The 21350-nt window shown below is 32.2% G+C and carries 24 protein-coding genes and 1 pseudogene; 12 read left to right on the forward strand and 13 right to left on the reverse strand.

Going from position 1 to position 21350, the window contains the following annotated elements; all coding sequences use genetic code 11:
- The first annotated feature begins 163 nt into the window (after positions 1-163).
- From fbp to ACM55F_RS04510, 4 genes and pseudogenes are all read left to right on the forward strand, one after another.
- On the forward strand, positions 164-1183 hold the full coding sequence (gene fbp / locus ACM55F_RS04495; RefSeq protein WP_416852523.1) for a class 1 fructose-bisphosphatase: 1020 nt from the start codon (positions 164-166) through the stop codon (positions 1181-1183).
- A gap of 272 nt (positions 1184-1455) precedes the next feature.
- Positions 1456-1773, forward strand: a complete 318-nt coding sequence (locus tag ACM55F_RS04500) for a MarR family winged helix-turn-helix transcriptional regulator (protein WP_416852524.1) — start codon at positions 1456-1458, stop codon at positions 1771-1773.
- Between the two features lie 13 nt (positions 1774-1786).
- Positions 1787-2269 (forward strand): DUF2798 domain-containing protein, encoded by a 483-nt coding sequence (locus ACM55F_RS04505; protein WP_416852526.1) that lies wholly within the window; start codon positions 1787-1789, stop codon positions 2267-2269.
- Between the two features lie 156 nt (positions 2270-2425).
- Positions 2426-2674, forward strand: a pseudogene (locus tag ACM55F_RS04510) (peptidase M15); the annotation flags it as partial.
- Positions 2675-2725: 51 nt separating this feature from the next.
- Here ACM55F_RS04510 and gloA2 read toward each other — a convergent pair.
- The 5 genes from gloA2 to ACM55F_RS04535 all read right to left on the reverse strand — a co-directional run bounded on the left by gloA2 (position 2726) and on the right by ACM55F_RS04535 (position 5809).
- On the reverse strand, positions 2726-3115 hold the full coding sequence (gene gloA2, locus ACM55F_RS04515; protein WP_416852528.1) for an SMU1112c/YaeR family gloxylase I-like metalloprotein: 390 nt from the start codon (positions 3113-3115) through the stop codon (positions 2726-2728).
- Positions 3116-3242: 127 nt separating this feature from the next.
- Positions 3243-4211 carry a lipid A deacylase LpxR family protein gene (locus ACM55F_RS04520; RefSeq protein ID WP_416852529.1) on the reverse strand — a complete coding sequence of 323 codons (969 nt, stop codon included), beginning with the start codon at positions 4209-4211 and terminating at the stop codon, positions 3243-3245.
- Positions 4212-4419: 208 nt separating this feature from the next.
- Positions 4420-4977 carry a sugar O-acetyltransferase gene (locus ACM55F_RS04525; protein WP_416852530.1) on the reverse strand — a complete coding sequence of 186 codons (558 nt, stop codon included), beginning with the start codon at positions 4975-4977 and terminating at the stop codon, positions 4420-4422.
- A gap of 18 nt (positions 4978-4995) precedes the next feature.
- Entirely contained in the window at positions 4996-5346 is a 351-nt protein-coding gene (locus ACM55F_RS04530; RefSeq protein WP_416852532.1) for an MmcQ/YjbR family DNA-binding protein, read from the reverse strand.
- 4 nt (positions 5347-5350) lie between these two features.
- Positions 5351-5809: a YciI family protein gene (locus tag ACM55F_RS04535; protein WP_416852533.1), complete on the reverse strand. Its 459-nt coding sequence runs from the start codon at positions 5807-5809 to the stop codon at positions 5351-5353.
- A 179-nt stretch (positions 5810-5988) separates the two neighbouring features.
- Between ACM55F_RS04535 and ACM55F_RS04540 the strand changes: the two genes are divergently transcribed.
- The 6 genes from ACM55F_RS04540 (at position 5989) to ACM55F_RS04565 (ending at position 11877) form a co-directional block, all read left to right on the forward strand.
- Entirely contained in the window at positions 5989-8178 is a 2190-nt protein-coding gene (locus tag ACM55F_RS04540; RefSeq protein WP_416852534.1) for a TonB-dependent receptor, read from the forward strand.
- 201 nt (positions 8179-8379) lie between these two features.
- A complete protein-coding gene (locus ACM55F_RS04545; RefSeq protein ID WP_416852535.1) occupies positions 8380-9000 on the forward strand; it encodes a hypothetical protein in 621 nt (206 codons plus the stop codon).
- Between the two features lie 74 nt (positions 9001-9074).
- Entirely contained in the window at positions 9075-10409 is a 1335-nt protein-coding gene (locus ACM55F_RS04550; protein WP_416852799.1) for a histidine kinase, read from the forward strand.
- Positions 10410-10438: 29 nt separating this feature from the next.
- On the forward strand, positions 10439-10735 hold the full coding sequence (locus tag ACM55F_RS04555; protein WP_416852536.1) for a 2TM domain-containing protein: 297 nt from the start codon (positions 10439-10441) through the stop codon (positions 10733-10735).
- 4 nt (positions 10736-10739) lie between these two features.
- A complete protein-coding gene (locus ACM55F_RS04560) occupies positions 10740-11054 on the forward strand; it encodes a 2TM domain-containing protein (RefSeq protein ID WP_416852537.1) in 315 nt (104 codons plus the stop codon).
- 67 nt (positions 11055-11121) lie between these two features.
- On the forward strand, positions 11122-11877 hold the full coding sequence (locus ACM55F_RS04565) for a LytR/AlgR family response regulator transcription factor (RefSeq protein ID WP_416852539.1): 756 nt from the start codon (positions 11122-11124) through the stop codon (positions 11875-11877).
- 106 nt (positions 11878-11983) lie between these two features.
- Here ACM55F_RS04565 and ACM55F_RS04570 read toward each other — a convergent pair whose 3' ends face one another.
- The 5 genes from ACM55F_RS04570 to ACM55F_RS04590 all read right to left on the reverse strand — a co-directional run bounded on the left by ACM55F_RS04570 (position 11984) and on the right by ACM55F_RS04590 (position 16364).
- Positions 11984-12166 (reverse strand): CsbD family protein, encoded by a 183-nt coding sequence (locus ACM55F_RS04570; protein ID WP_302137346.1) that lies wholly within the window; start codon positions 12164-12166, stop codon positions 11984-11986.
- Between the two features lie 238 nt (positions 12167-12404).
- Entirely contained in the window at positions 12405-13178 is a 774-nt protein-coding gene (locus ACM55F_RS04575) for a CDP-alcohol phosphatidyltransferase family protein (RefSeq protein ID WP_416852540.1), read from the reverse strand.
- A 58-nt stretch (positions 13179-13236) separates the two neighbouring features.
- Positions 13237-14259, reverse strand: a complete 1023-nt coding sequence (locus ACM55F_RS04580) for a COX15/CtaA family protein (protein ID WP_416852541.1) — start codon at positions 14257-14259, stop codon at positions 13237-13239.
- Between the two features lie 41 nt (positions 14260-14300).
- The gene (locus ACM55F_RS04585; RefSeq protein WP_416852542.1) at positions 14301-15734 is read right to left on the reverse strand and encodes a CCA tRNA nucleotidyltransferase; all 1434 of its coding nucleotides are present in this window, start codon (positions 15732-15734) and stop codon (positions 14301-14303) included.
- A 60-nt stretch (positions 15735-15794) separates the two neighbouring features.
- Entirely contained in the window at positions 15795-16364 is a 570-nt protein-coding gene (locus ACM55F_RS04590) for an L-threonylcarbamoyladenylate synthase (RefSeq protein WP_416852543.1), read from the reverse strand.
- A 257-nt stretch (positions 16365-16621) separates the two neighbouring features.
- Between ACM55F_RS04590 and ACM55F_RS04595 the strand changes: the two genes are divergently transcribed.
- Positions 16622-17524, forward strand: coding sequence for a hypothetical protein (locus tag ACM55F_RS04595; protein WP_416852545.1), 903 nt, complete (start codon positions 16622-16624; stop codon positions 17522-17524).
- On the opposite strand, the gene ACM55F_RS04600 is transcribed toward ACM55F_RS04595, so the two are convergent.
- Positions 17521-18591 (reverse strand): glycosyltransferase family 4 protein, encoded by a 1071-nt coding sequence (locus ACM55F_RS04600; protein WP_416852546.1) that lies wholly within the window; start codon positions 18589-18591, stop codon positions 17521-17523. The genes ACM55F_RS04595 and ACM55F_RS04600 overlap by 4 nt on opposite strands.
- A gap of 141 nt (positions 18592-18732) precedes the next feature.
- On the opposite strand from ACM55F_RS04600, the gene ACM55F_RS04605 reads away from it, so the two are divergent.
- Positions 18733-19440, forward strand: coding sequence for a lipopolysaccharide kinase InaA family protein (locus ACM55F_RS04605; protein ID WP_416852547.1), 708 nt, complete (start codon positions 18733-18735; stop codon positions 19438-19440).
- Here ACM55F_RS04605 and ACM55F_RS04610 read toward each other — a convergent pair.
- Positions 19426-20214: a glycosyltransferase family 2 protein gene (locus ACM55F_RS04610; RefSeq protein ID WP_416852548.1), complete on the reverse strand. Its 789-nt coding sequence runs from the start codon at positions 20212-20214 to the stop codon at positions 19426-19428. The genes ACM55F_RS04605 and ACM55F_RS04610 overlap by 15 nt on opposite strands.
- A 64-nt stretch (positions 20215-20278) precedes the next feature.
- The gene (locus tag ACM55F_RS04615; RefSeq protein WP_416852549.1) at positions 20279-21343 is read right to left on the reverse strand and encodes a glycosyltransferase family 9 protein; all 1065 of its coding nucleotides are present in this window, start codon (positions 21341-21343) and stop codon (positions 20279-20281) included.
- Positions 21344-21350: the final 7 nt, after the last annotated feature.

Raw genomic sequence — 21350 nt, forward strand, 5'->3', positions numbered from 1 at the left:
GGTTAAACTAATAGAAAGGTTAAAATTGATGTTTGGTTTGGTTTTTATGTTTTGTTAGTATAAAAGCGGTTTTTTAAGCCGCTTTTATTTATTACGTTTAGACCTAAAATATAGTAAACCCAGACTACGAATTGTTAAAAAAAATGTCATAAAGGCTTAAAAAATGGACGAAAGCAACAAAACTTTAGGAGAATTTATTATTGAAAACCAAAATGATTTTAAATATTCGTCTGGTGAATTATCGCGAATTTTTAATTCTATTCGACTGGCCGCAAAAGTGGTTAGTTATAAAGTTAATAAAGCGGGACTGGTAGATATTGTTGGAGCTGTAGGGGAGAAAAACATACAAGGTGAAGATCAGCAAAAATTAGACGTTTATGCTAATGAGACTTTTATTCAAACTCTAATAAATAGAGAAATTGTTTGCGGGATTGCTTCTGAAGAAAACGATGATTTCATTACTGTTGGAGGTGTAAATAATGATCACAACAATAAATATATCGTGCTGATAGATCCGCTGGACGGTTCATCAAATATTGATGTTAATGTTTCTGTAGGTACCATTTTTTCTGTTTATAGAAGAATAACGCCAAATGGAACGCCAGTAACCTTGGAAGATTTTTTGCAACCTGGAATCAATCAGGTTGCTGCCGGTTATGTGATTTACGGGACCTCGACGATGCTTGTATACACTACGGGTCATGGCGTAAACGGATTTACATTAAATCCTGCCATTGGCACTTTTTATCTTTCTCATCCAAATATGAAATTTCCAATTGATGGTACTATTTATTCGATAAATGAGGGTAATTATATTCATTTCCCACAAGGTGTCAAGGACTATATTAAATATTGCCAATTAGAAGAAGAAGATAGACCTTACACTTCGAGATATATTGGTAGTCTTGTTTCCGATATCCATAGGAATATGATCAAAGGAGGAATTTATCTGTACCCAACGAGTTTAAATGCATCCAAAGGTAAATTGCGATTGTTGTATGAATGTAACCCTATGGCATTTATTGTAGAACAGGCAGGAGGAAAAGCTTCTGATGGATTTTCTAGAGTAATGGAAATTTTACCAACGGCCTTACATGAGAGGACTTCTTTCTTTTGCGGTAGCTATAACATGGTTGAGAAAGCAGAAGAATTTATGCACAAAGCAAAATTGAGCAAATATTAGTTGAAACAGTTGCATAAAAAGCTACATAGATTGAATTGTGTTTGCTATTTCTAATTCAATTCTCGCACAATTTTTGAAAGAATGATTAATTTTTTTTAGTTATTTAATTTTAGTTGTATTTGTAACCATTATAATTATAACTAATTTAAAAAAATGAAAAGAAAAGTATCTGTTGAGCTCAATAGTGTAGATCTTATAAAATATGCATTGTTCAAAGATTATTCTTTGCCAGAAGAGTTAGTATACCTCAATCTTACCCAAGAAAGAATTTAATGACTGTAAAAAACTTTGTTAATGTATCTATGGTATCCATTTCAAGAGCTATAGGCTTGGAAAAAGGTCCATTTTCTCAAACGGTTGATAAATTAGAAAAACTTAGATTATTAGAAAGAGTACTATCTTCTTCAGATAAAAGAGTAGTTCGCTTGTTTTTAACAAAAGAAGGAGAATTACTTACTAAAAAAGTGGAGGATAGTATGGAAAGTCATTTTTCTAATAAAATAAAAGTGCTAACTGATAAAGAGTTGAAAGATTTTTACGACTCGCTAGATAAATTAAAACAAATTGCTGAAACTTTAATATCAAAATAAGAATATGAATAAAATGCCAGTTAACAAGACTGAACATTTAGTATATACATTCCTGATGGTTCTATTTATGGCCAGTGTTATGACAACTTATAATGTAGTATTACATAACGGACTTTCAGTTGAAAGTTTGAAAATAGCATGGTTGACCTTTCCTTTTACATTTGTTGCAGCCTTTTTATGCGAGTGGTTTTTGGTCGGTAAATTAGCCATGAAGCTCTCTCATAACTTTTTAAAAGAGGATGATTTATTGCTAAAAAAAATACTAATAACAGCTCTTTGCTTCGTTACGGGAATGGTTGTTCTGATGTCATTTTTGGGGCCTTTAATTGCCAATGGGTTGTCATCAGATTTAATTGAAATATGGGTAAAAGGTATACCAATTAACTTCGCTATGGCTTTTCCGCTTCAACTAATTATTGCAGGACCTTTAGTAGGGTTTGTATTTAGAAAATATTTTCCCATTGGAACGATAGTTGTGCCTAGTGAAGAGGTTTAACACATCGTCTTCAAATCTATAATATCTCGTTCAATAGTTTTAAATCTTCGAGTAAAAGGTTCGAATTTTGTACCATATGGTTCACAATAACCTTCTCTTAATCGAGAAGGGTTTTGTGTTTTTACTTATCCCCTATTTTTATAAAAAATAGTACCTATGAATTTCCAACCGAAAACATTTATTCTTCTGTGTTCTCTTTTTTGGTTTGTTTCCAGTAAATCGCAAATTGCTGTTTCTGTATTAGAGACTTCAAAAGTAGTTAGTGATACTACATTTGTAAATTTGAAGGCGTACAGCGCCGATTTTGTTTATTATATGAAATATGCCACACAGGATAATTTTTTAAAGGCAAAGGTCTATGATTGTGCCGAATGTTTCTTACGATTAAAAACTGTGGAATCATTATTTTTTATGATTTTTTTAAGAATTACGCTTTTTTAGGTCCTTAAGATACCCTTATTTTTCATAAAACTCAATTGGAAGGTTATCTGGATCAGCAATGAAAGTAAAGCGTTTATTTGTTGTAGGATCTATTCGAATAGCTTCAGATTCAATATTTTTTGAAGATAAAAAATCAATCGTTTGATCGATGTCATTTACTTCAAATGCCAAATGACGTAATCCAGTACCTTCAGGTCCTGAAGTACGTTGCGGTGGATTTATAAATGAGAAAAGTTCAATGATGTAAACGCCATTTAAAGCCAAATCAAGTTTGTAGGATTCTCTTTCCTCACGATAAATTTCTCGAATAATTGTTAGTCCCAAAACATCCGTATAGAAAGTTTTAGATTTTTGATATTCGGAGCAAATGATAGCAATATGGTGTACTTTGTTTATAACGAGCATAATTTTTTTAAATAAGTTATTGATAATAAATAACTTACGGTTTTTCTCTTTAAAGGATTCAACCTGAAGTTATTATTTATTGAAAAACAAAGGTAAAATTTATATTTAGATTTTTTGGTTTGAAAAATTATAACTTGAACCCAATTCTAAATCCGCCCCATTTATGAGGTTTTCCCGTTTCGAATTCCTTTGAAAGCTCCGAACGGCTATATTCAAGATAAATGGCTTTGTATTGCATGACTATCCCAAAATTTTTTTGAAAAGTGAATCTGTTAATGTTTTGACTAGTAATGATGTAAGCGCTTTTTTGATTAATGAGTCCGCCTTGTAAACTGGCATCATATCCGATGATAGTTACAAAAGCTTGTAAATAAGCATAAATTTGAAAACCATTTTTGTTTTTCAGGGAAGTAAAAGGGGAATTGATTTTTCCGAAAGTAGTTGTTAAGCCTCCAGATATATTTGTGTTCATCGTTCCCAATCGAAGCTTTGCATTAGAATTTAATGCAAATAAATTATCGAAGCGATACAATTGTTTCTCGTGTGCAATTTCATAATTTAGTATGACATCATTCTTGATTTGATGTTGCCAACCATGGGGAACTTCATCACTGATCCATTTATGAATTTCAGTTTGTATTTCCTTACCAAAAGCATAAGGACCAAGGATTCCAATACTTAGAATAGAGGAAAGTTTGGTTTTATGAGTTGCATTGGTCGAAACTAAGAATGATTTTAGCATTACCGCTGCAGCGAACGGCCTGTCATTATAAAGAATTTTATCAGATTTGAGACTTGTTGGCGTAAAGCCCATTTGTTCTAACGCCAATCCATAGTGCTGTTCACCGTTTTTTAATTGTTTAAACAACTTATTTATTGGATTCTGAATCAGTTTTGGACTTACCAATTCAAAATTTGCACCTTGGGTGTAGAAATAATCAGTTGCAGTAAAATAGTCGTTATCATAATGATAACGAAAATAGTGTTTGCTTTTTATTTCTCTAAAAGATGCTGTGTTGTCAATTCTTTGAGCAAATGATAGTACAGATAAAACGAGCAAACTAATGGTGTAATATTTTTTGGGTAAACTTTCCATTATTCACTTATGTAAAAAAAAACAGTACTTTTTTACCTAGATGTAAATAACAAAATTAATCATTTAAAATGTTATAAGTGTTTCATTTTTAAAATATTAGAAATTAATTTGCAATAATATATCTCCCCCGTAAAACAAGATAGGCCTTGTTTTTCTAATCGTTTTTTATGGTTTTTGAAGGAACATTTTTGAGTGTCTCCAAAAGAATTTATTCGTTCAGTTTCCGAATCACTTTTGCCGGATTTCCAACTGCCAAAGAATTGTCAGGAATGTCTTTTGTAACTACTGAACCTGCGCCAATTACACAACCATTTCCAATAGTGATACCTGGACAAATAACTGAATTTCCGCCAATCCAGCAATCATCGCCGATGGTTATTGGTAATGCATTTTCCAGCGTTTTTCTTAGTTCAGCATCCAGCGGATGTGTGGCGGTGTACAATTGAACTCCTGGAGCAAAAAAGACATTGGAACCAATAGTGACTTTGGCACAATCCAAAACAACACAGTTTACATTGAAATAAACATTTTCGCCACAACTGATATTGTATCCGTAATCGCAAAAAAATGGAGGTTCAATATAAAGATTTGCTCCTGCATTAGGAATGAGTTCTTTTAATATTTCTCTCGCTTTTTTTGTGACCCGATATTCTGTAACATTTAATCGGTGGAGCAAATTTTTAGATTTTCTTCTGTCTTTTACTAAAACAAGATCGCCTGCCAAATAATATTCTCCGGCAATCATTTTTTCTTTTTCAGTTATCATAGTTTAATTTTTTTGCTTTTATATAAAACCAAGTTGTTTTTTTATTTTGACAGAAAGTTTGTCTTTGACTAATGAATAAGACTGTTTGATGTAAAACTGCCATTCTTTTTTGGTCATTTCATTAATGTCGTTAATCATAACCCATTTGTAACGTGCAGTGTAAGGCGCAGGTTTAAAACCTTCTCGACTGCTGATTTCTTCAAACTCTTCGTCCAAAACTTTAAACGCTGCTGATGTTGGAGATTCGTCCAAGCCAATAACTAAAAACATTTTTTCGCCTATGCAAAAACACAAATCATTTTCCCATTTAATGCTTTCAGTCACCGCTTCATTTGATTTACAAATAACTTGTAATTCTTCAATATTCATGAAATTAGATTTTAGTTTTAGCTATTTTATCATGAATTTTTAATGTTTCTTGCAGTGCCGCACTTCCGTACCAAAGCGTTAGTTCAGCTTCCAGAAGTTTCGATTGTACTGCAGGGTCTGTCACCACAAATGTTTTAGCTTCTTCAATACTGCTGGCATTAAAAATATAAATGCCTCTATAATTCCGTTCGTTTTTCATGAAAGGACCCGCCACAACCAGTTTTCCTTCTTTTGCTAATTGATTAATATTAGCCATGTGTCCTTCAAATAGTTTTTGAGTTTCCTCTTTTGTTGCAGTTGTATTGCTTCCTGTTTTTAACAAGCAAAAAACATACTTCTTCATGCCATATTCGTCGGCATTTAAAGATTTTGCCAGTTTTTCATCAAATGTTGATTCGGTTTCCTGAGAAAATATCGCAGTGCTAAAAGAGAACAATAAAAGGAATAAGATTGATTTTTTCATTTTTTCAAAATTTGATTGAACACAAATCTAAGGTTTTCATTATAAAATAAAAAATACATGATTTCAAATTCGAAATATATTGGGTAAAACAACTCATCCTGTAATTTCAACAGTTCAGTACTAACTTTTTTTGATTCTGATTTTTCCAATAGATATTTGCTGTATCAAAATCAAATATCATGAAACCATCAAATCATTCGAACAGAAGGCTTACCTCGATTTTCACTTTTGCTGTTTTATTATTCAGCTTGACTATTTTTTCACAAAATACAATTTCGGGAAAAGTGGTAGATGAGAAAGGAAAACCGGTTTCAGGTGCTAATATTTTTATTAAAGGAACTTATGATGGCGCTTCCAGTACTGAAACGGGTGATTTTAGTTTTACGACCACAACAACTGGAAATCAAACTTTGGTAGTGAGTTTCCTGATTTATGAAACTTCAAAAACAGTAATTGATGTGGCTAATTTCCAAAATAAAACCATCAAATTAAGAGAAAGTGTGACGTCGCTCGATGCAGTTGTGATTACAGCAGGAACATTAGAAGCGGGCGATAAAGCAAGAGTTTCGGTTTTGAAACCATTAGACATCGTAACTACAGCGGGTTCTGCGGGAAATATTATTGCGGCTTTGCAAACGTTGCCAGGAACACAAACGGTAGGCGAGGACGGGCGATTGTTTGTTCGTGGTGGCGAGGCCAATGAAACACAAACTTTTGTAGATGGGATTCGGGTGGCGCAACCGTATGGTGCAACCACAAATAATTTACCTACACGCGGCAGATTTTCACCCTTTTTATTTAGTGGAATGTCATTTTCTACTGGCGGATATTCAGCGGAATATGGCGAAGCGTTATCCAGTGTTTTATTGTTGAATACTCAAGATGATCCAGACCAAAATAAAACTGAAATAGCACTCATGACAGTAGGTTTAGGAATTGGAAATACCCAAAAATGGACAAAAAGTTCGTTGAGCGTCAATGCGAATTACATGAATTTAGCGCCGTATCAGACATTGATTCCACAAAATGCAGATTGGAACAGTCCTTTTCAATCGTTGTCTGGAGAAACGGTGTATCGCTATAATTTCAATAATGGAATTTTGAAAGTATACGCTGCTTTTGACTCTTCAAAATTTGATATTAATCAGGAAAATATCAATTCGCCAGAGAAAATCAGAGTCGATTTAAACAATAATAATTTCTATTTGAATTCGTCTTACAAAGGCGTTTTTGGGAACAACTGGCAAATTACTTCCGGGTTGAGTTATGGTTATAGCAACAACAAAATAAATTTGGATTTAGATAAAGTGGCCAATGATGAAAATACGGCTCATTTGAAATTAAAATTGAAAAAAAATTTTTCTGACCGATTGAAATTATCCTTTGGAGCCGACTATTTTGTTACCCAATTCAATGAAGATTTCAAGGAAAATTCAGGTTCGGTTTTCACCAATGGGTACGATGCGAACATTGCAGCTGTTTATACGGAAGCTGATATTTTCTTCTCTAAAAAGTGGGCTGCCAAAGTAGGAGTAAGAGCTTCGAATAACGATTTTCTGAACGAAACTGCTATTTCACCCCGAATTTCATTTGCGTATAAAATGGCTAAAAATAGTCAGTTTTCATTTGCTTATGGCGATTTTACCCAAACTCCAAATGCGGAATACATTAAATACTCTAACAACCATCAGTTTGAAAGCGAAAAAGCGTCACATTACATTTTGAATTTTCAATACAATAAAAATGGAAAAACGTTCCGTGCTGAAACCTATTTTAAAGATTATAGCAATTTAGTGAAATTCGACACAGAAAGAGCCGTTTATAATTCGATTTATGATAATACGGGTTCTGGTTATGCGAAAGGCTTGGATTTATTTTGGAGAGACGGAAAATCAATCAAAAACTTAGAATATTGGGTTTCTTATTCGTACATCGACACAGAGAGAAATTATAAAAATTTCAGTTCCCAAGTGACACCTAGTTTTGTTGCGGATCACAGTTTGTCAATTGTTACTAAATACTGGATAAACGACTGGAAATCACAAATTGGTTTTACGAATTTATACAGTTCGGGACGACCATACAACAACCCAAATGAAACAAAATTCATGAATGGAAAAACGAAATCGTACAACAGTTTGAGTTTCAACTGGGCGTATTTAGTGTCACAGCAAAAGATTTTATATTTCTCGGTTTCTAATGTTTTAGGAAGTCAAAATGTATTTGGATACGAATACGCCAACAATCCAGATAATGCAGGCTTTTACAACAGAAAGGAAATCGTTCCCACGGCTGATCGTTTTTTCTTTGTAGGATTCTTTTGGACGATCAGCAATGATAAAAAAGACAATCAGTTGAAGAATTTATAAATGACAATAACAATAACAATGACAATAACAATAAGAATAGCAATGACACTATTCGAAATTTAATTCCAATAACAATTCATCCATCAAATTCTACAGTTCAGTATCTATAAATTTTAAACCAATAAAAACCGAGATACTTTTGAAGTATAAATAACACAACGTTTCAATCATCAAAAAACAACCATTTTAAAACAAGAAATCATGACTAAAATTATCACCACACTCGCATTTTTTATCTGTAGTTTATTATCGGCTCAAGGGCAATTCCAGCAAGGAATGGGAAAAGCATTCCAACTTTGGGGCGAAGGAAAAAACACGGAAGCTTCTGATTTATTCGAAAGAATTGCTGGTGCTGAAAAAACAAGTTGGTTGCCAAATTATTATGTTGCATTAGTGAATACCACGACTGCTTTTAGAACAAAAGATAAAGATCAAATGAATTTATTACTTTCGAAAGCACAAAAATCATTGGATATAGAAATGGATAAAAATCCAAATAATGCCGAATTGTTGATTATGCAAGCGATGATTCATACCGCTTGGATTGCTTTTGACCCAATGACAAACGGACAAAAATTATCCGGAACGGTTATGGAATTGTACGGAAAAGCACAGGCAATTGCTCCGGAAAACCCAAGAGTTGTTTTTGGTAAAGCAGAATTTGAAATTGGTGGCGCTAAATTTTGGGGAACGGACACTAAACCAATGTGTGTACAAATTGAAAAAGCTATTGGACTTTTTGCTACTTTTAAACCTGAAACGCCTTTCTCTCCAAAATGGGGTTTAGAAAGAGCTACAGCAGCATTGAAAAACTGTAAATAAATTTATTGATTGTTTCTAATTATTCGTTTTTAAGAAACAAAATAGAGAATAGTAACTATTGAAAAAAGAGAATGATGTATATAAAACCACATTTGCTTAAAGCTTTGTTTATAGGGGTTGTGATTTTTTTAGTGTCCTTTCTAATTGAATTCATTACATTTGGAAATGAGGCTATTAGTCCTAAGTTATATACGTATTTTTTATACTGTATGATTTATAGTGTTACATTATACCTTGTTAATGCAGCGTTGTTTATGTTTTTGGACAAAACATTTAAAGATAATATGTATTCTACAAAACGAATAATTATTGGGTTTGTCAGTTCTTTCTTTATTTCCTTATTTGTAATTTTTTTGCTTCGTATCTTTTTGAAAGTTATCGTAGAAAAAAAATCAATGACAGATTTTTTAGCAAATGAAACTCCTTCAAATTATATTGAATCTTCAATTATTGCTTTTATCGTATTGTTAGGAGTTCATGCTTTACATTTTTACAAAGCTTACAATGAAAATAAAGTCAAAGAACAAAAAATCATTGCAGGAACCGCTTCGGCGAAGTTTGAAAGTTTAAAAAATCAAATAGATCCTCATTTTCTTTTTAATAGTTTGAATGTGTTAAGTTCTTTGATCGAAGAAAATCCAGATAATGCGCAACGATTTACAACCTCGTTATCCAAGATTTATCGTTATGTATTGGAACAAAAAGATAAAGAGTTGGTTTCGGTTGAAGAAGAATTGGCTTTCGCCAAAACCTATATGAATTTATTGAAAATGCGTTTTGAGAACAGTTTATTTTATGAATTACCAACGACAGCTATAAATCCAGATGCCAAAGTAGTTCCGCTTTCTTTACAACTTTTATTAGAGAACACAGTGAAACATAATGTAGTTAGTGAACAAAGACCGTTGCACATTCGGATTTATGTTGAGGGTGATTATCTGGCTGTTCAAAACGATTATCAAAAGAAAGAAGTCTTGCAGGATCGGCAAGGTGTAGGTTTGCAAAATATCGTCAACAGATACGGAATCATTACTACTAGAAAAGTCTTGATTATTCAAAACGAAAAAACATTTACGGTCAAAATCCCCATTTTAACGAAACAAATTACGGTTATGGAAGCACAAAATAGATACGACGAAACTGGGGCTTATTTGAGAGCAACAGAATACGTAAAAAAATTGAAAGGATTCTACGGGAATTTAATTTCATATTGTTTTGTAATCCCATTTTTGATATTTATCAATTTGAGTTATGGCTCTAAATTTCAATGGTTTTGGTTTCCATTATTGGGTTGGGGAATGGGACTTACTTTGCATGCGATGGAAATTTTTGGTTATGGGAAATCATGGGAAGAACGCAAGATTAATGAAATTTTAAAAAAGGACAATCAAAACAGTAAATGGAATTAAATCCTAAAATCATTCAAAATAAATAAATTATGAAAATTAGTAATAACGAATCAGAAAAATATTTTCAAGCGAAAGCACAGGTCGATAAAATAAAGGGATTTTATAGGAACCTAACGGCTTATTGTATCGTAATAATTTCTTTGGCAATCATTAACTTGACCACATCACCTCAATATTTATGGTTTTTTTGGCCGCTATTTTGGTGGGGAATCGGATTGGTTTTTCATGGTATGAAGGTCTTCAATTACATGCCTTTTCTGGGAACAAACTGGGAACAAAAAAAGATTAATGAGTTGATGGAAAAAGATAAAAGTCAAAACCGCTAATATCATGAAAACAGATGCAATAGCAGAGTTACAGTATAAGGAAGCGATCGCACGTGTAAAAAAAATAAAAGGATTTTACACCCATTTAATTGTTTATATAGTAGTTAATTTAATGATAGTGGTGCTAAATATTAAAGATTTAGATGTTGGCGAAAGCTACTGGCAATGGCGGAATTTCACCACGGCATTCTTTTGGGGAATCGGATTAACATCTCATGCGCTTTCTACCTTTATGCCTAATTGGATTTTTGGAAAGAATTGGGAAGAGAAAAAAATCAAGGAATTTATGGAGAAAGAGAAAAGTGAAAAATGGGAATAAAAGTAAGTGTTCAGTACTAATTTTATTTTCAGTTAACCAAATAACCTAATAAACGATTCAATATTACATGACAACAATAATAATAGAAGACGAAAAGCCTGCAGCACGTTTGCTGCAGCGGAAACTTGAAAAACTAAATCTGACAGTAGGAGTCATGTTACATTCCGTGGAGGAAGCCATTGATTGGTTTTCCAAAAATGAACATCCGGATTTGATCTTTCTTGATATTCAATTGTCGGATGGATTGTCATTTGAAATATTTGAAAAAGTTGAGATTAAGAGTGCGGTGATTTTCACAACGGCTTATGATGAATATGCTTTACGGGCTTTTAAATTGAATAGTATCGACTATCTTTTGAAACCCATTGACGAAGATGATTTGGAAATTGCTGTTTCTAAATTTAAAGCGCGTTTGCCAAAACAAGAAACCTTGCAATTGGATTTTGAGCAGATTAAAAAAATGCTCTCTAATCCGTTTGAGAAGAATCATAAAAAACGTTTTACCGTAAAAATAGGGCAACACTTAAAAGTGATTGCTACCGATGAAATCGAATGTTTTTTTAGTGAAAATAAAGGAACGTATCTTCATACTTTCGACAATAGAAATTATTTGATTGAAACGACTTTAGAGCTTTTGGAACAAGAATTAGATCCAAAAGATTTCTATCGAGTAAGTCGAAAATTCATAGTTCCTCTTAAAGCAATTAAAGAAATTGTAGTCTATAGTAACTCCCGTTTAAAGGTGATTTTACCTTCTTATAAAGAAGATGAAGTGATTGTAAGCAGGGAAAAAGTTTCTGATTTTAAGAATTGGATTGGGTAGTTTTAGGTTATAAAAAAAACTGTTTCAAATGCATGTTCAAAAAATCTAAAAAAAAAGATTTTGACTCTAGCAATTGAAACAGTTTAAGTAAGTTTAGGTTTAAGAATTAATCAAATAATGATTTAATTTCTTTTTGTGTCTTGCCTAATTTTTGTTGTAATTTACCCCACATTTCATCTTCCTTACCTTCGTCATACAGCAAATCGTCATCTGTTAAATCGGCAAATTTTTGTTTAAGTTTTCCTTTTAACTCATTCCAGTTTCCTTCAATCTCTTTTGAATTCGGCATAATATCTAAGTTTTAAATTACTATTTGTTCTTTACAAATTTGGGAATTTTAAATTGTAAAAATGTTATACAATTCTGGGGGATTATTGTATAATTCTAATAAATTGTGCGTTTGTGTTTTGTAATACGTTACTGAATACAAATGATATTTATGTTAAATTATAACTAAAGGTATTAATTTTTAAAAAATTGATAACGTGTTGTTTGTGCTTTAGATATAGATTATATCTATGGTGAATTTAAACCTTGAAAAATACTTTTCGGATGCCAATTATGACAAAAATTAGTGCGGTGTAAATTATAAAAAATGGAATGATATATTCTATTAAATCCATAGGTAACATTACCGCAATTATCAATAGTTGAAAACCCAAACCGTAGATAGAAAGTACGGTCATAAACCAGTTTGGGAACGTTTTTACTTTGTAAGCTTCTTTGTCAAGTGTGTGAATTATTTTATCAAAAGTACCGTAGACAATGGTATAAATCCGGAATAAAATATCAACTGATTTTTGGGTTTCTCCGGGCAAAGCTTTCGGAGATTTATATTCAAATATTTTACTGGTTGTGTCTCCGCCAACTGATTTATTTCTTAAAATTACATAGTAATAATTGTATAAAGTTCCTTGTAATTGAATACCAATAAAAGCCAAAATAGTAAACCAAAATGATGTTTTTGAAACATAACAAATGGTCATTAAAAACAGAAAGTTCAAGATGATATCAAATACGCTGTCTAAGTATCTTCCGGTATAAGAAGGCGTGTTTTTTAATCGTGCCAGTTCGCCATCGGCAGCATCAATCATTGATTTTAGAATGATAAAAAAACTGGCTAAATAGTAACTTCCTTGCAGAATACAGTAAATAGCAATCAAGCCCGAAACACCAAAAAGTAAGGTGACATGAATAGGCGTGAACCGAGTATTTTTTAATTTATTGGCAAGAAATTTTCCAAATGGTCTTCCATAATCTGATAAATCTAAAAATTTATCTTGAGCGGCAAGTTTAGACATTTATGTTTATGAACAAAGAAATGCGACAATATAGTCAGGTGTAATAGTTGTTATACTTTTATTTTGATAATCGATGTAAAGTGAATGTCATTGCCGTCAGTAAAAAGAAAGCCATTATTTGATGTAATAATCCCAACCAAAGTGGAACACTGTAAAGCAAAGTAAAGACACCTAATGTGAATTGCAAAAATACGATTAATACCAAGATGTTGATTCCTTTTTTCTGTAACGAGGAAAGAGTGTATTTTTTACTAGTGAAATAAAGTGCAAGAATTAATCCAACTACAACATATGCCATGGTTCGGTGTACAAACTGAACGCCGCTTTTTCCTTCGATTAGATTCAAAAATAAGGTGCTTTTTTCTATGAAAACACTGTCGTGAATGAATTGCCCGTCACTCATTAAAGGCCAGTGATTGTGAATTAAACCCGCATTTAAACCGGCAACAAACCCGCCGTAGATAATTTGTAAGACTAGAAATACTAATGCAACGCGTGCTAATTTTCGCAATGGAACTATGACAGATGATTTGTTTGGATACAGTAAGTCTAAAGCCACCCAAAGTGTATAAGCAAACGTGATAAAAGCAAATGTTAAGTGTAATGCTAATCTAAAATGACTTACGTCTGGATTATCGATTAATCCGCTACGTACCATAAACCAGCCTAGGAATCCTTGAAAACCGCCCATGAATAGTAGAACAACACATTTTTTTATGGTTTCTGTCGAAAGACGTTTCTTGAACAAGAAATACACAAATGGAACGATAAACGCAAGACCAATTATTCTCCCAATAAAACGATGGAACCATTCCCAGAAATAAATGAATTTGTAATCACTTAACGTAAAATCATTGTGGATGTTTATTTTTTGATACTCCGGAAATTTTTTATATTCTTCAAAAGCGTGTGACCATTTTTCTTCTGTTAAAGGCGGAAAAGTATCGGTTACTAAGTGCCAATCGGTCATTGATAAACCGGAATTGGTCAATCGGGTAATTCCTCCCACTACAACCATCATAAACAATAATAAGCATCCTGATAACAACCAAATAATAACGTAATTATTCTCCTTTTTCATCGTATGAAATTAATTTTTGCAAAGATATTTTAAATGTTAATTCAACAAGCGTTAATCTTTAATCCAATTTTTGCTGCTCTTTTTAGCATAAATTGAAAAGCAGCTTCATATTCATTTGGAATTTCTCCTTCTAAAATAGCTTCTTTTATTGCTTCTTTCAGCATTCCAATTTCTTTTGAAGGCTTTAAGTTGAATTTTTCCATAATTTCTTCACCTGATATTGGTGGTTGAAAATTACGTACCTGATCGCGCTCTTCGACTTCCACAATTTTCTTGCGGACGATTTCAAAATTATTGTGGTATTTTTTGAATTTATTTGGGTTTTTGGTAGTGATGTCCGCTTCGCACAACGTCATTAAATTCTCAACATCTTCTCCAGCGTCAAAAACCAAACGGCGCACCGCTGAATCCGTAACTGTGTCTTGTGATAAAACAATGGGACGCGAACTCATCATGACCATTTTCTGCACAAATTTCATTTTGTGATTTAAAGGCATGTGTAAGCGTTCGAATATTTTCTTTGCCATTTTTCCACCAAGAAATTCATGTCCATGAAACGTCCAGCCTTGTTTTTTATTAAAGCGTTTCGTTGGTGCTTTTCCAATATCGTGCAATAATGCCGACCAGCGCAACCAAACATCATCTGTATGCGGACAAATATTGTCGACAACTTCCAGCGTGTGATAGAAATTATTTTTATGCGTATGGCCTTCTATTTCTTCAACTTGATTTAATGCCGTCAATTCGGGAAGGATAATATCCAAAAGTCCTGTTTTGAACAATAGTAAAAAACCAACAGAAGGTTTATCTGTCGAAAGGATTTTATTCAATTCGTCAACGATACGTTCCCCCGAAATTATCTTAATTCGTTCGACATTTTTGGTAATGGAGTTTAACGAATTTCCTTCGATTTCAAACCCCAATTGGTTTGCAAAACGAATGCCTCTCAACATGCGCAACGGATCATCAGAAAAAGTAATATCTGGATCCAGAGGTGTTCTAATTATTTTATTTTTTAAATCTTCCAATCCGTTAAAAGGATCTGAAAGTTCTCCAAAATTAGTCGTGTTTAATGATAATGCCAACGCATTTATGGTAAAGTCACGACGATTTTGGTCATCTTCAAGCGTTCCGTTCTCTACAACAGGATTGCGGCTCTCAAAATGATAGGATTCCTTTCTAGCACCTACAAATTCAATTTCAGTATCTTCAAAACGCAACATTGCCGTTCCGTAAGTTTTGAAAACCTGCACTTTTGGCTTTTTTGGAAGTAATTGCGAAACTTTCAAAGCCAATTCGATTCCGCTGCCAACAGCAACAATATCAATATCTTTTTTAAAGTCTCTATTTAAAAGTAAATCTCTCACGAAACCACCAATAACATAACTTTCAATGTTAAGTTCTTGGGAAGCTTGAGAAATGACTTCGAAAATTTTATTATTTAATGCTTCTTTATATGAAGTTTTAATGCTCATTTTTAAAATGTTTAAAGTCTAAAGTCTAAAGTTGCTAAACTTAAAACTGAATACTGCAATCTATTTTCGAATCACTTTTACCTGTGAATCATTCGTCAATTTTATAATTGTTGACGGTTTTCCGCCAATTTTTTCACGGTGCAAATTTACAACATAGTCCACACCTTTTATAATTTCCGGACTAATATCTTTGAAGGCAATAGGGGTGGGTTGTCCTGAGATATTTGCAGATGTCGAAACCAATGGTTTTTTCATCTTTTCCATTAATTTAAAGCAAAAAGGTTCTTTCACAACACGGATTCCCAGTGAATTATCTGAAGAGATTATATTGGGAGCTACATTTCTGGGTTTGTCCAGTATCAGGGTAGTTGGTTTTTCGGATAAATCAATGATTTGCCAGGCTACTTCTGGAATGTCTTTGAAAACATTGTACATCATTTTTTCACCATTCATCAAAACAATCATGCTTTGGGTTTCGGCTCTTTGCTTGAGTTTGTATATTTTAGCAACAGCCTCAGCATTTGTGGCGTCACAGCCTATTCCCCAGACGGTGTCAGTAGGATATAGGATGATTCCGCCTTCTTTTATGACTTCGTAGGCTTTGTGAACTTCTTCTGATATATTTTCCATATTTTTTTATTAGTAATAATATTCAAATATCTTAACGATTTATTATTGTAGCTTATAGCTTGTAAAATTACTTCATTTGAGGTTTTATATCCTAATTAATTTTATTCTTTATATTTCTATTAGTATGTCTTTTTTAGGATTAGTTCTTTTGGAATTTGCATTTGTTTTTTTAAACAAAAATTTAATATTAAGTTTACAAAGATTTCAAATAATAAATTAAATTAAAATTTATTATTGAGATTTCTAGAAAATAGTTTATGAAAAAAATTCACGTAGGTTTTTTATTGTCATACGATTATGATAAATTAAAGTTGTCGATTCCTCCAGTTTACAAAGAAGCAGACAGAATTTTTATAGCAATAGATGAAAATTTAAAGACTTGGTCCGGTAATAAATTTGAAATTGATTCTTCTTTTTTCGATTGGTTAGCAACTTTTGATACCGACAATAAAATTGAAATTTATAGAGATAATTTCTATGTTCCAAATCTTACAGGAATTCAAATGGATACCCGAGAACGACATTTACTTTCTTTAAAAATGGGAATAGGAAATTGGCTTGTTCAGGTAGATAGTGATGAATATTTTTTAGATTTCAAAAAATATGTAAAATCACTTCGAAAATTCGACAGATATTTAGATAGTCCACAAAATCATCCGATACAAATTTCTGGTTACCATATTGATATCTATAAATATTTGGATGACGGAGTTTTGTATGTAAAAAATACGTGTAAAGTATTGCTGGCAACAAATTATCCAAACTATAAATTGGCTCGTCAAAGCAGAGAACGAATCGTTTATGTAGATTCTTTAACTCTTCACGAATCATTATCCAGGTCTGTCGATGAATTGGAATACAAACTAAAAAACTGGGGTCATCGTGAAGACGTAAATCCTACTTTTTTGGATAAGTGGAAGAGAGCCAACAAGGATAATTACAAAGAAATCAAGGATGTTTTTTATTTAGAACCAACACAATGGAAAGAATTGGGTTACATTCCTACAAAAGATCCAGTTGAAATTAGAGCCTATTTTGATAAAATAGAGGATATGAAAGTTTCAAAATCATTTTTGATGAAGAAAAACTTTGGTCAGTGGTTTAAACATCTCAAAATTTTCAAACTAAACAAGAAAGTAACTTTTGAAAAATATTTTTAAAAAAGACATTTCTCATACACTTTCAAATAGTCAGCCGCTGCAACTTTCCAATTGAAACTTGCGGCTCTTTCTTTCATAAGTAATTCCATTTCGTTTTGATTGTTATAGAAATGATTTAAACCTTCAAATAGTATGGTTTTCATGTATTCAGGGTCAAAATTATCCCAATAATAAGAATGTTCTCCGCCTATTTCCGGTAAGGAGGTTTTATTGGATAAGAATACGGGTTTTCCAAAATGCATGGCTTCTATGGGTGGTAATCCAAAACCTTCACGAATTGAAGGAAAAAGAAAAGCATAACATTTTGATAAATAAAAATGTTTAGCGATATCATCCACTTTCCCGGTTAGAAAAACGCGATTTTGCAAATTATTTTCAGTAATGAATTTTGATATTTCAATTCCATAGGGCTTATTATTATTTCCTGATATGATTAAATTGAAATCAGGAATGTGAATCATCATTTTTACTATAGACAAGAAATTTTTTCGTTCTAAAAAATCACCAATAGAGTATAAAAAAGGCTTGTCTAAAGGGATTTCAGAAATAAATTCAGAAGTGTCTAAAATGGTCGTAATAGGATTTCCATTGTAAATTACATATTCAGGAACATTGGGTACATTAAAATGTTGATGCGTTTGTTTTTTTGCAAATTCTGAGATGTAAGTAATCGCTGTAGCTTTTTCTAATTTTGCAAGAAAGAGTTTGTTTGCTTTATGATTCATGTCAGATGAAATTTCCTCCACAAAATTCACATCATGGATTGTGAGTAAATACTTATTGACGCGGAATGGTTCTACTTTTGTATTCTGATTTACGGAATGCCATAGATCATGTTTTTTCCGAGTTCTGAAAATACTATGACGCGATAAATTGTTGTACTTGTTATAGCTGAATTTGTTACCAAATTCGGCTTCAAGAATTTCTGGGTTTTTAGCATTTAATGTTAATTTCAAATCATTAAAATCTAATTGGTACAGCCCTTTAATTAGCTCATAATTAAAAGTTCCTAATCCAGTTGCCTTATTCTTAAGGTTATGCGTTTCTAAAAATATAGTTTTTGACATAAATAGCATTGTAATGAAGTAAAAGTAAACCTTAAATTGGATAAATAAAAAGCAATAGCTACTTTTGTTTACACTTATAATGTATTGATGCAAATAAATATCCACCCCAATTTCCTGAAAAATAAGTCGAATTTGTTGACAATGATTGAAGATTTCGATTCAAGTGGTGTTCTTTTTGGTGATAGTCAAAGAAATACGATTAAACTGTTTGATCTGGAGGGTAAAACGGTTAACATTAAATCGTTTAAAATACCTAACGTTATTAATCAGGTTGCTTATAAATATTTCAGAAAATCGAAAGCCAAACGCTCTTTTGAGTATGCGAATAAATTGCTTGAAAATGGCATAGGAACGCCACAACCTTTAGCTTACGCTGAAAATTTTACATTATTAGGATTAGAAAAAAGTTTTTATTGCAGTGAACATCTTCAGGCGGAACTGACTTTTAGAGAATTAGTGCAAAACCCTGATTATCCTGATCATGAAAATATATTGAGACAGTTTACTAAGTTTACTTTTGATTTACATCAAAAAGGAATCGAATTTCTGGATCACTCACCAGGAAATACTTTGATTAAAAAAGGATCCCAAGATCAGTATGAATTTTTCCTGGTGGATTTAAACCGAATGAATTTTCATGACGATATGGATTTTGATTCCCGTATGAAAAATTTTCACAGGCTTACGCCCAAAATCGAAATGATTGCTGTAATGAGCGAGGAGTATGCAAGACTTTATAATAAGAAATACGATGCCGTTTTTGACAAAATGTGGTTTTATACGAACGATTTTCAGCTGAAATTTCATAGAAAAATAGCACGGAAAAAGAAACTATTATTTTGGAGATAGTTTTTTTCTCTTGTTCCAAAGTTGTTTTAGTTCTTGATATCTAATGTGAATGCAATACGCATTTAGATAGCAAATGAGCACTCCCTTTTTTCCATCAAGAAAACCCAAACGGATTAGGTAATTGTATAAAAAATTATAAATCGGATGAAAAAGGTGAAGTAAATCGGATGATTTTTGTTTCCTTATAAACTTTTCCTGAGCTTTAAATTTACCGTAGCGTATTATTTTTGATTTATAGGAATCATAGTTCGCATACGAGTAGTGAATGAGTTTGTTTTTAAGGATGCCAATTTTCCCATCTACTTTTAATTTTTCGTGAATCAGTCTGTCTGAGATATATTCAGCATACTTTTTATGGAAAAGTCTAAATATTTTATCATTTTGATTTCCGCTGAAATGCAATACTTTGTTTTCAAACATAAAAGTTCTTGGAAATAGAAAAGCAGCGTATGTCTCGTTATTTTTTACAGTAACTAGAATTTCATTTTTCAATTCAGGAGTTAATCTTTCATCTGCATCCAGAAATAAAACCCAATCATTTTTTGCTTGTAAAATAGCAAAGTTTCTTTGATCCGAATAATTTTCAAACTTGTTTTGAATAAATTTTACATTTTCAAATGATTTACAAATCGCCTCAGTATTATCTGCACTGAATGAATCTACAACAATAATTTCGTCAGCAAAACCCAAATCAGCTAAAAGTGCTTTCATTTGTTTTTCCTCGTTTAATGTGATTATTAAAACTGAAATTTCAGTGTTGTGATTGTATTTCATTAATTTTGGCTGTTTTACAAAAATAAAGCATTGTGATGAACTTCCTTTTTTGTTTTTTTAAGTACTATTTTAAATGTGTTTCTAAAAAAGTATTTAATGCAGGGAAAATCAACTCAGGAGTAAATTCCTTATAGAAAAAAACGGTTTCTTTTTTTATTATTTTAGCCGTTTTACCTTCAAATAGATTTGGTTTGAACTCTCTTAAATGTAGCGAAACATGATTAATTCCATCTTCAAAAGTAGCCCATCCTTTTTTATCAATCCAAGGTGAAAAAATAATGAATGAAGGTTTTTCTAAAGCTTTTGCCATATTTATTGCACCGCCATCGTTACCAATTATCATAGTACAGTGATTCATGATGGCTATAAATTCTCGGATGTTTTTTCCTAAAACGGAGAAATGAATCTTCTGTTTAGTGCTTTCTTTACATCCGTCGTAGATTGCTTTTGCGTCTTCAATTTGCTTTGGAAAATAATTAAAAAGAATATTCACTGCACCTTTATCTGCAATGAAATCCACTAATTGCGACATGTATTCCAATGGATAGGTTTTATCTGCACTACTCCCAATGATGCTAACCATTATCGTTTTTTTAGATGGGTCTATTCCATGGGATTCAAAAAGCGAAATCGCAAAGTCATCCTCTTCTTTGGTGACATAAATTCTGGGAAAAGTTTCTAATTCCATATCCAGATGCAAAGGATTCAATAATGCTAATCGTTGTTCAATAATTAAACCTAAATTAGAATTGGTTGTTTTTTTTCTTTTTACAGTATCTGTATAAAGAAAGGTTCTTCCTTTTTTCCAATAGGATATTTTTTGTTTTGCACCTGAAAATAATACAACGAGCCAGCTTTCTAATTTGGAATACGCATCAATAACGACATCGTACTTTTCAGCTCGAATGGATTTCAATAATTTGAAATATTCCCATTTGCTTTTTTGATGTTTTTCTTTGAAAAGAATGAGATTATCGAAACTTGTATTTCCTTGTAAAACAGCAATTGTAGATTCATAAACCATATAATCAATTTGCGCTTTTGGATAGGCTTTACGCAAATTGTCGCACAATATGGAGCTTACTAAAACATCTCCAATCATTTTTTGTTGAATTACAAGTATTTTCATTCGAAGT

The organism is Flavobacterium melibiosi (assembly GCF_048158545.1).
Taxonomy (GTDB): domain Bacteria; phylum Bacteroidota; class Bacteroidia; order Flavobacteriales; family Flavobacteriaceae; genus Flavobacterium; species Flavobacterium melibiosi.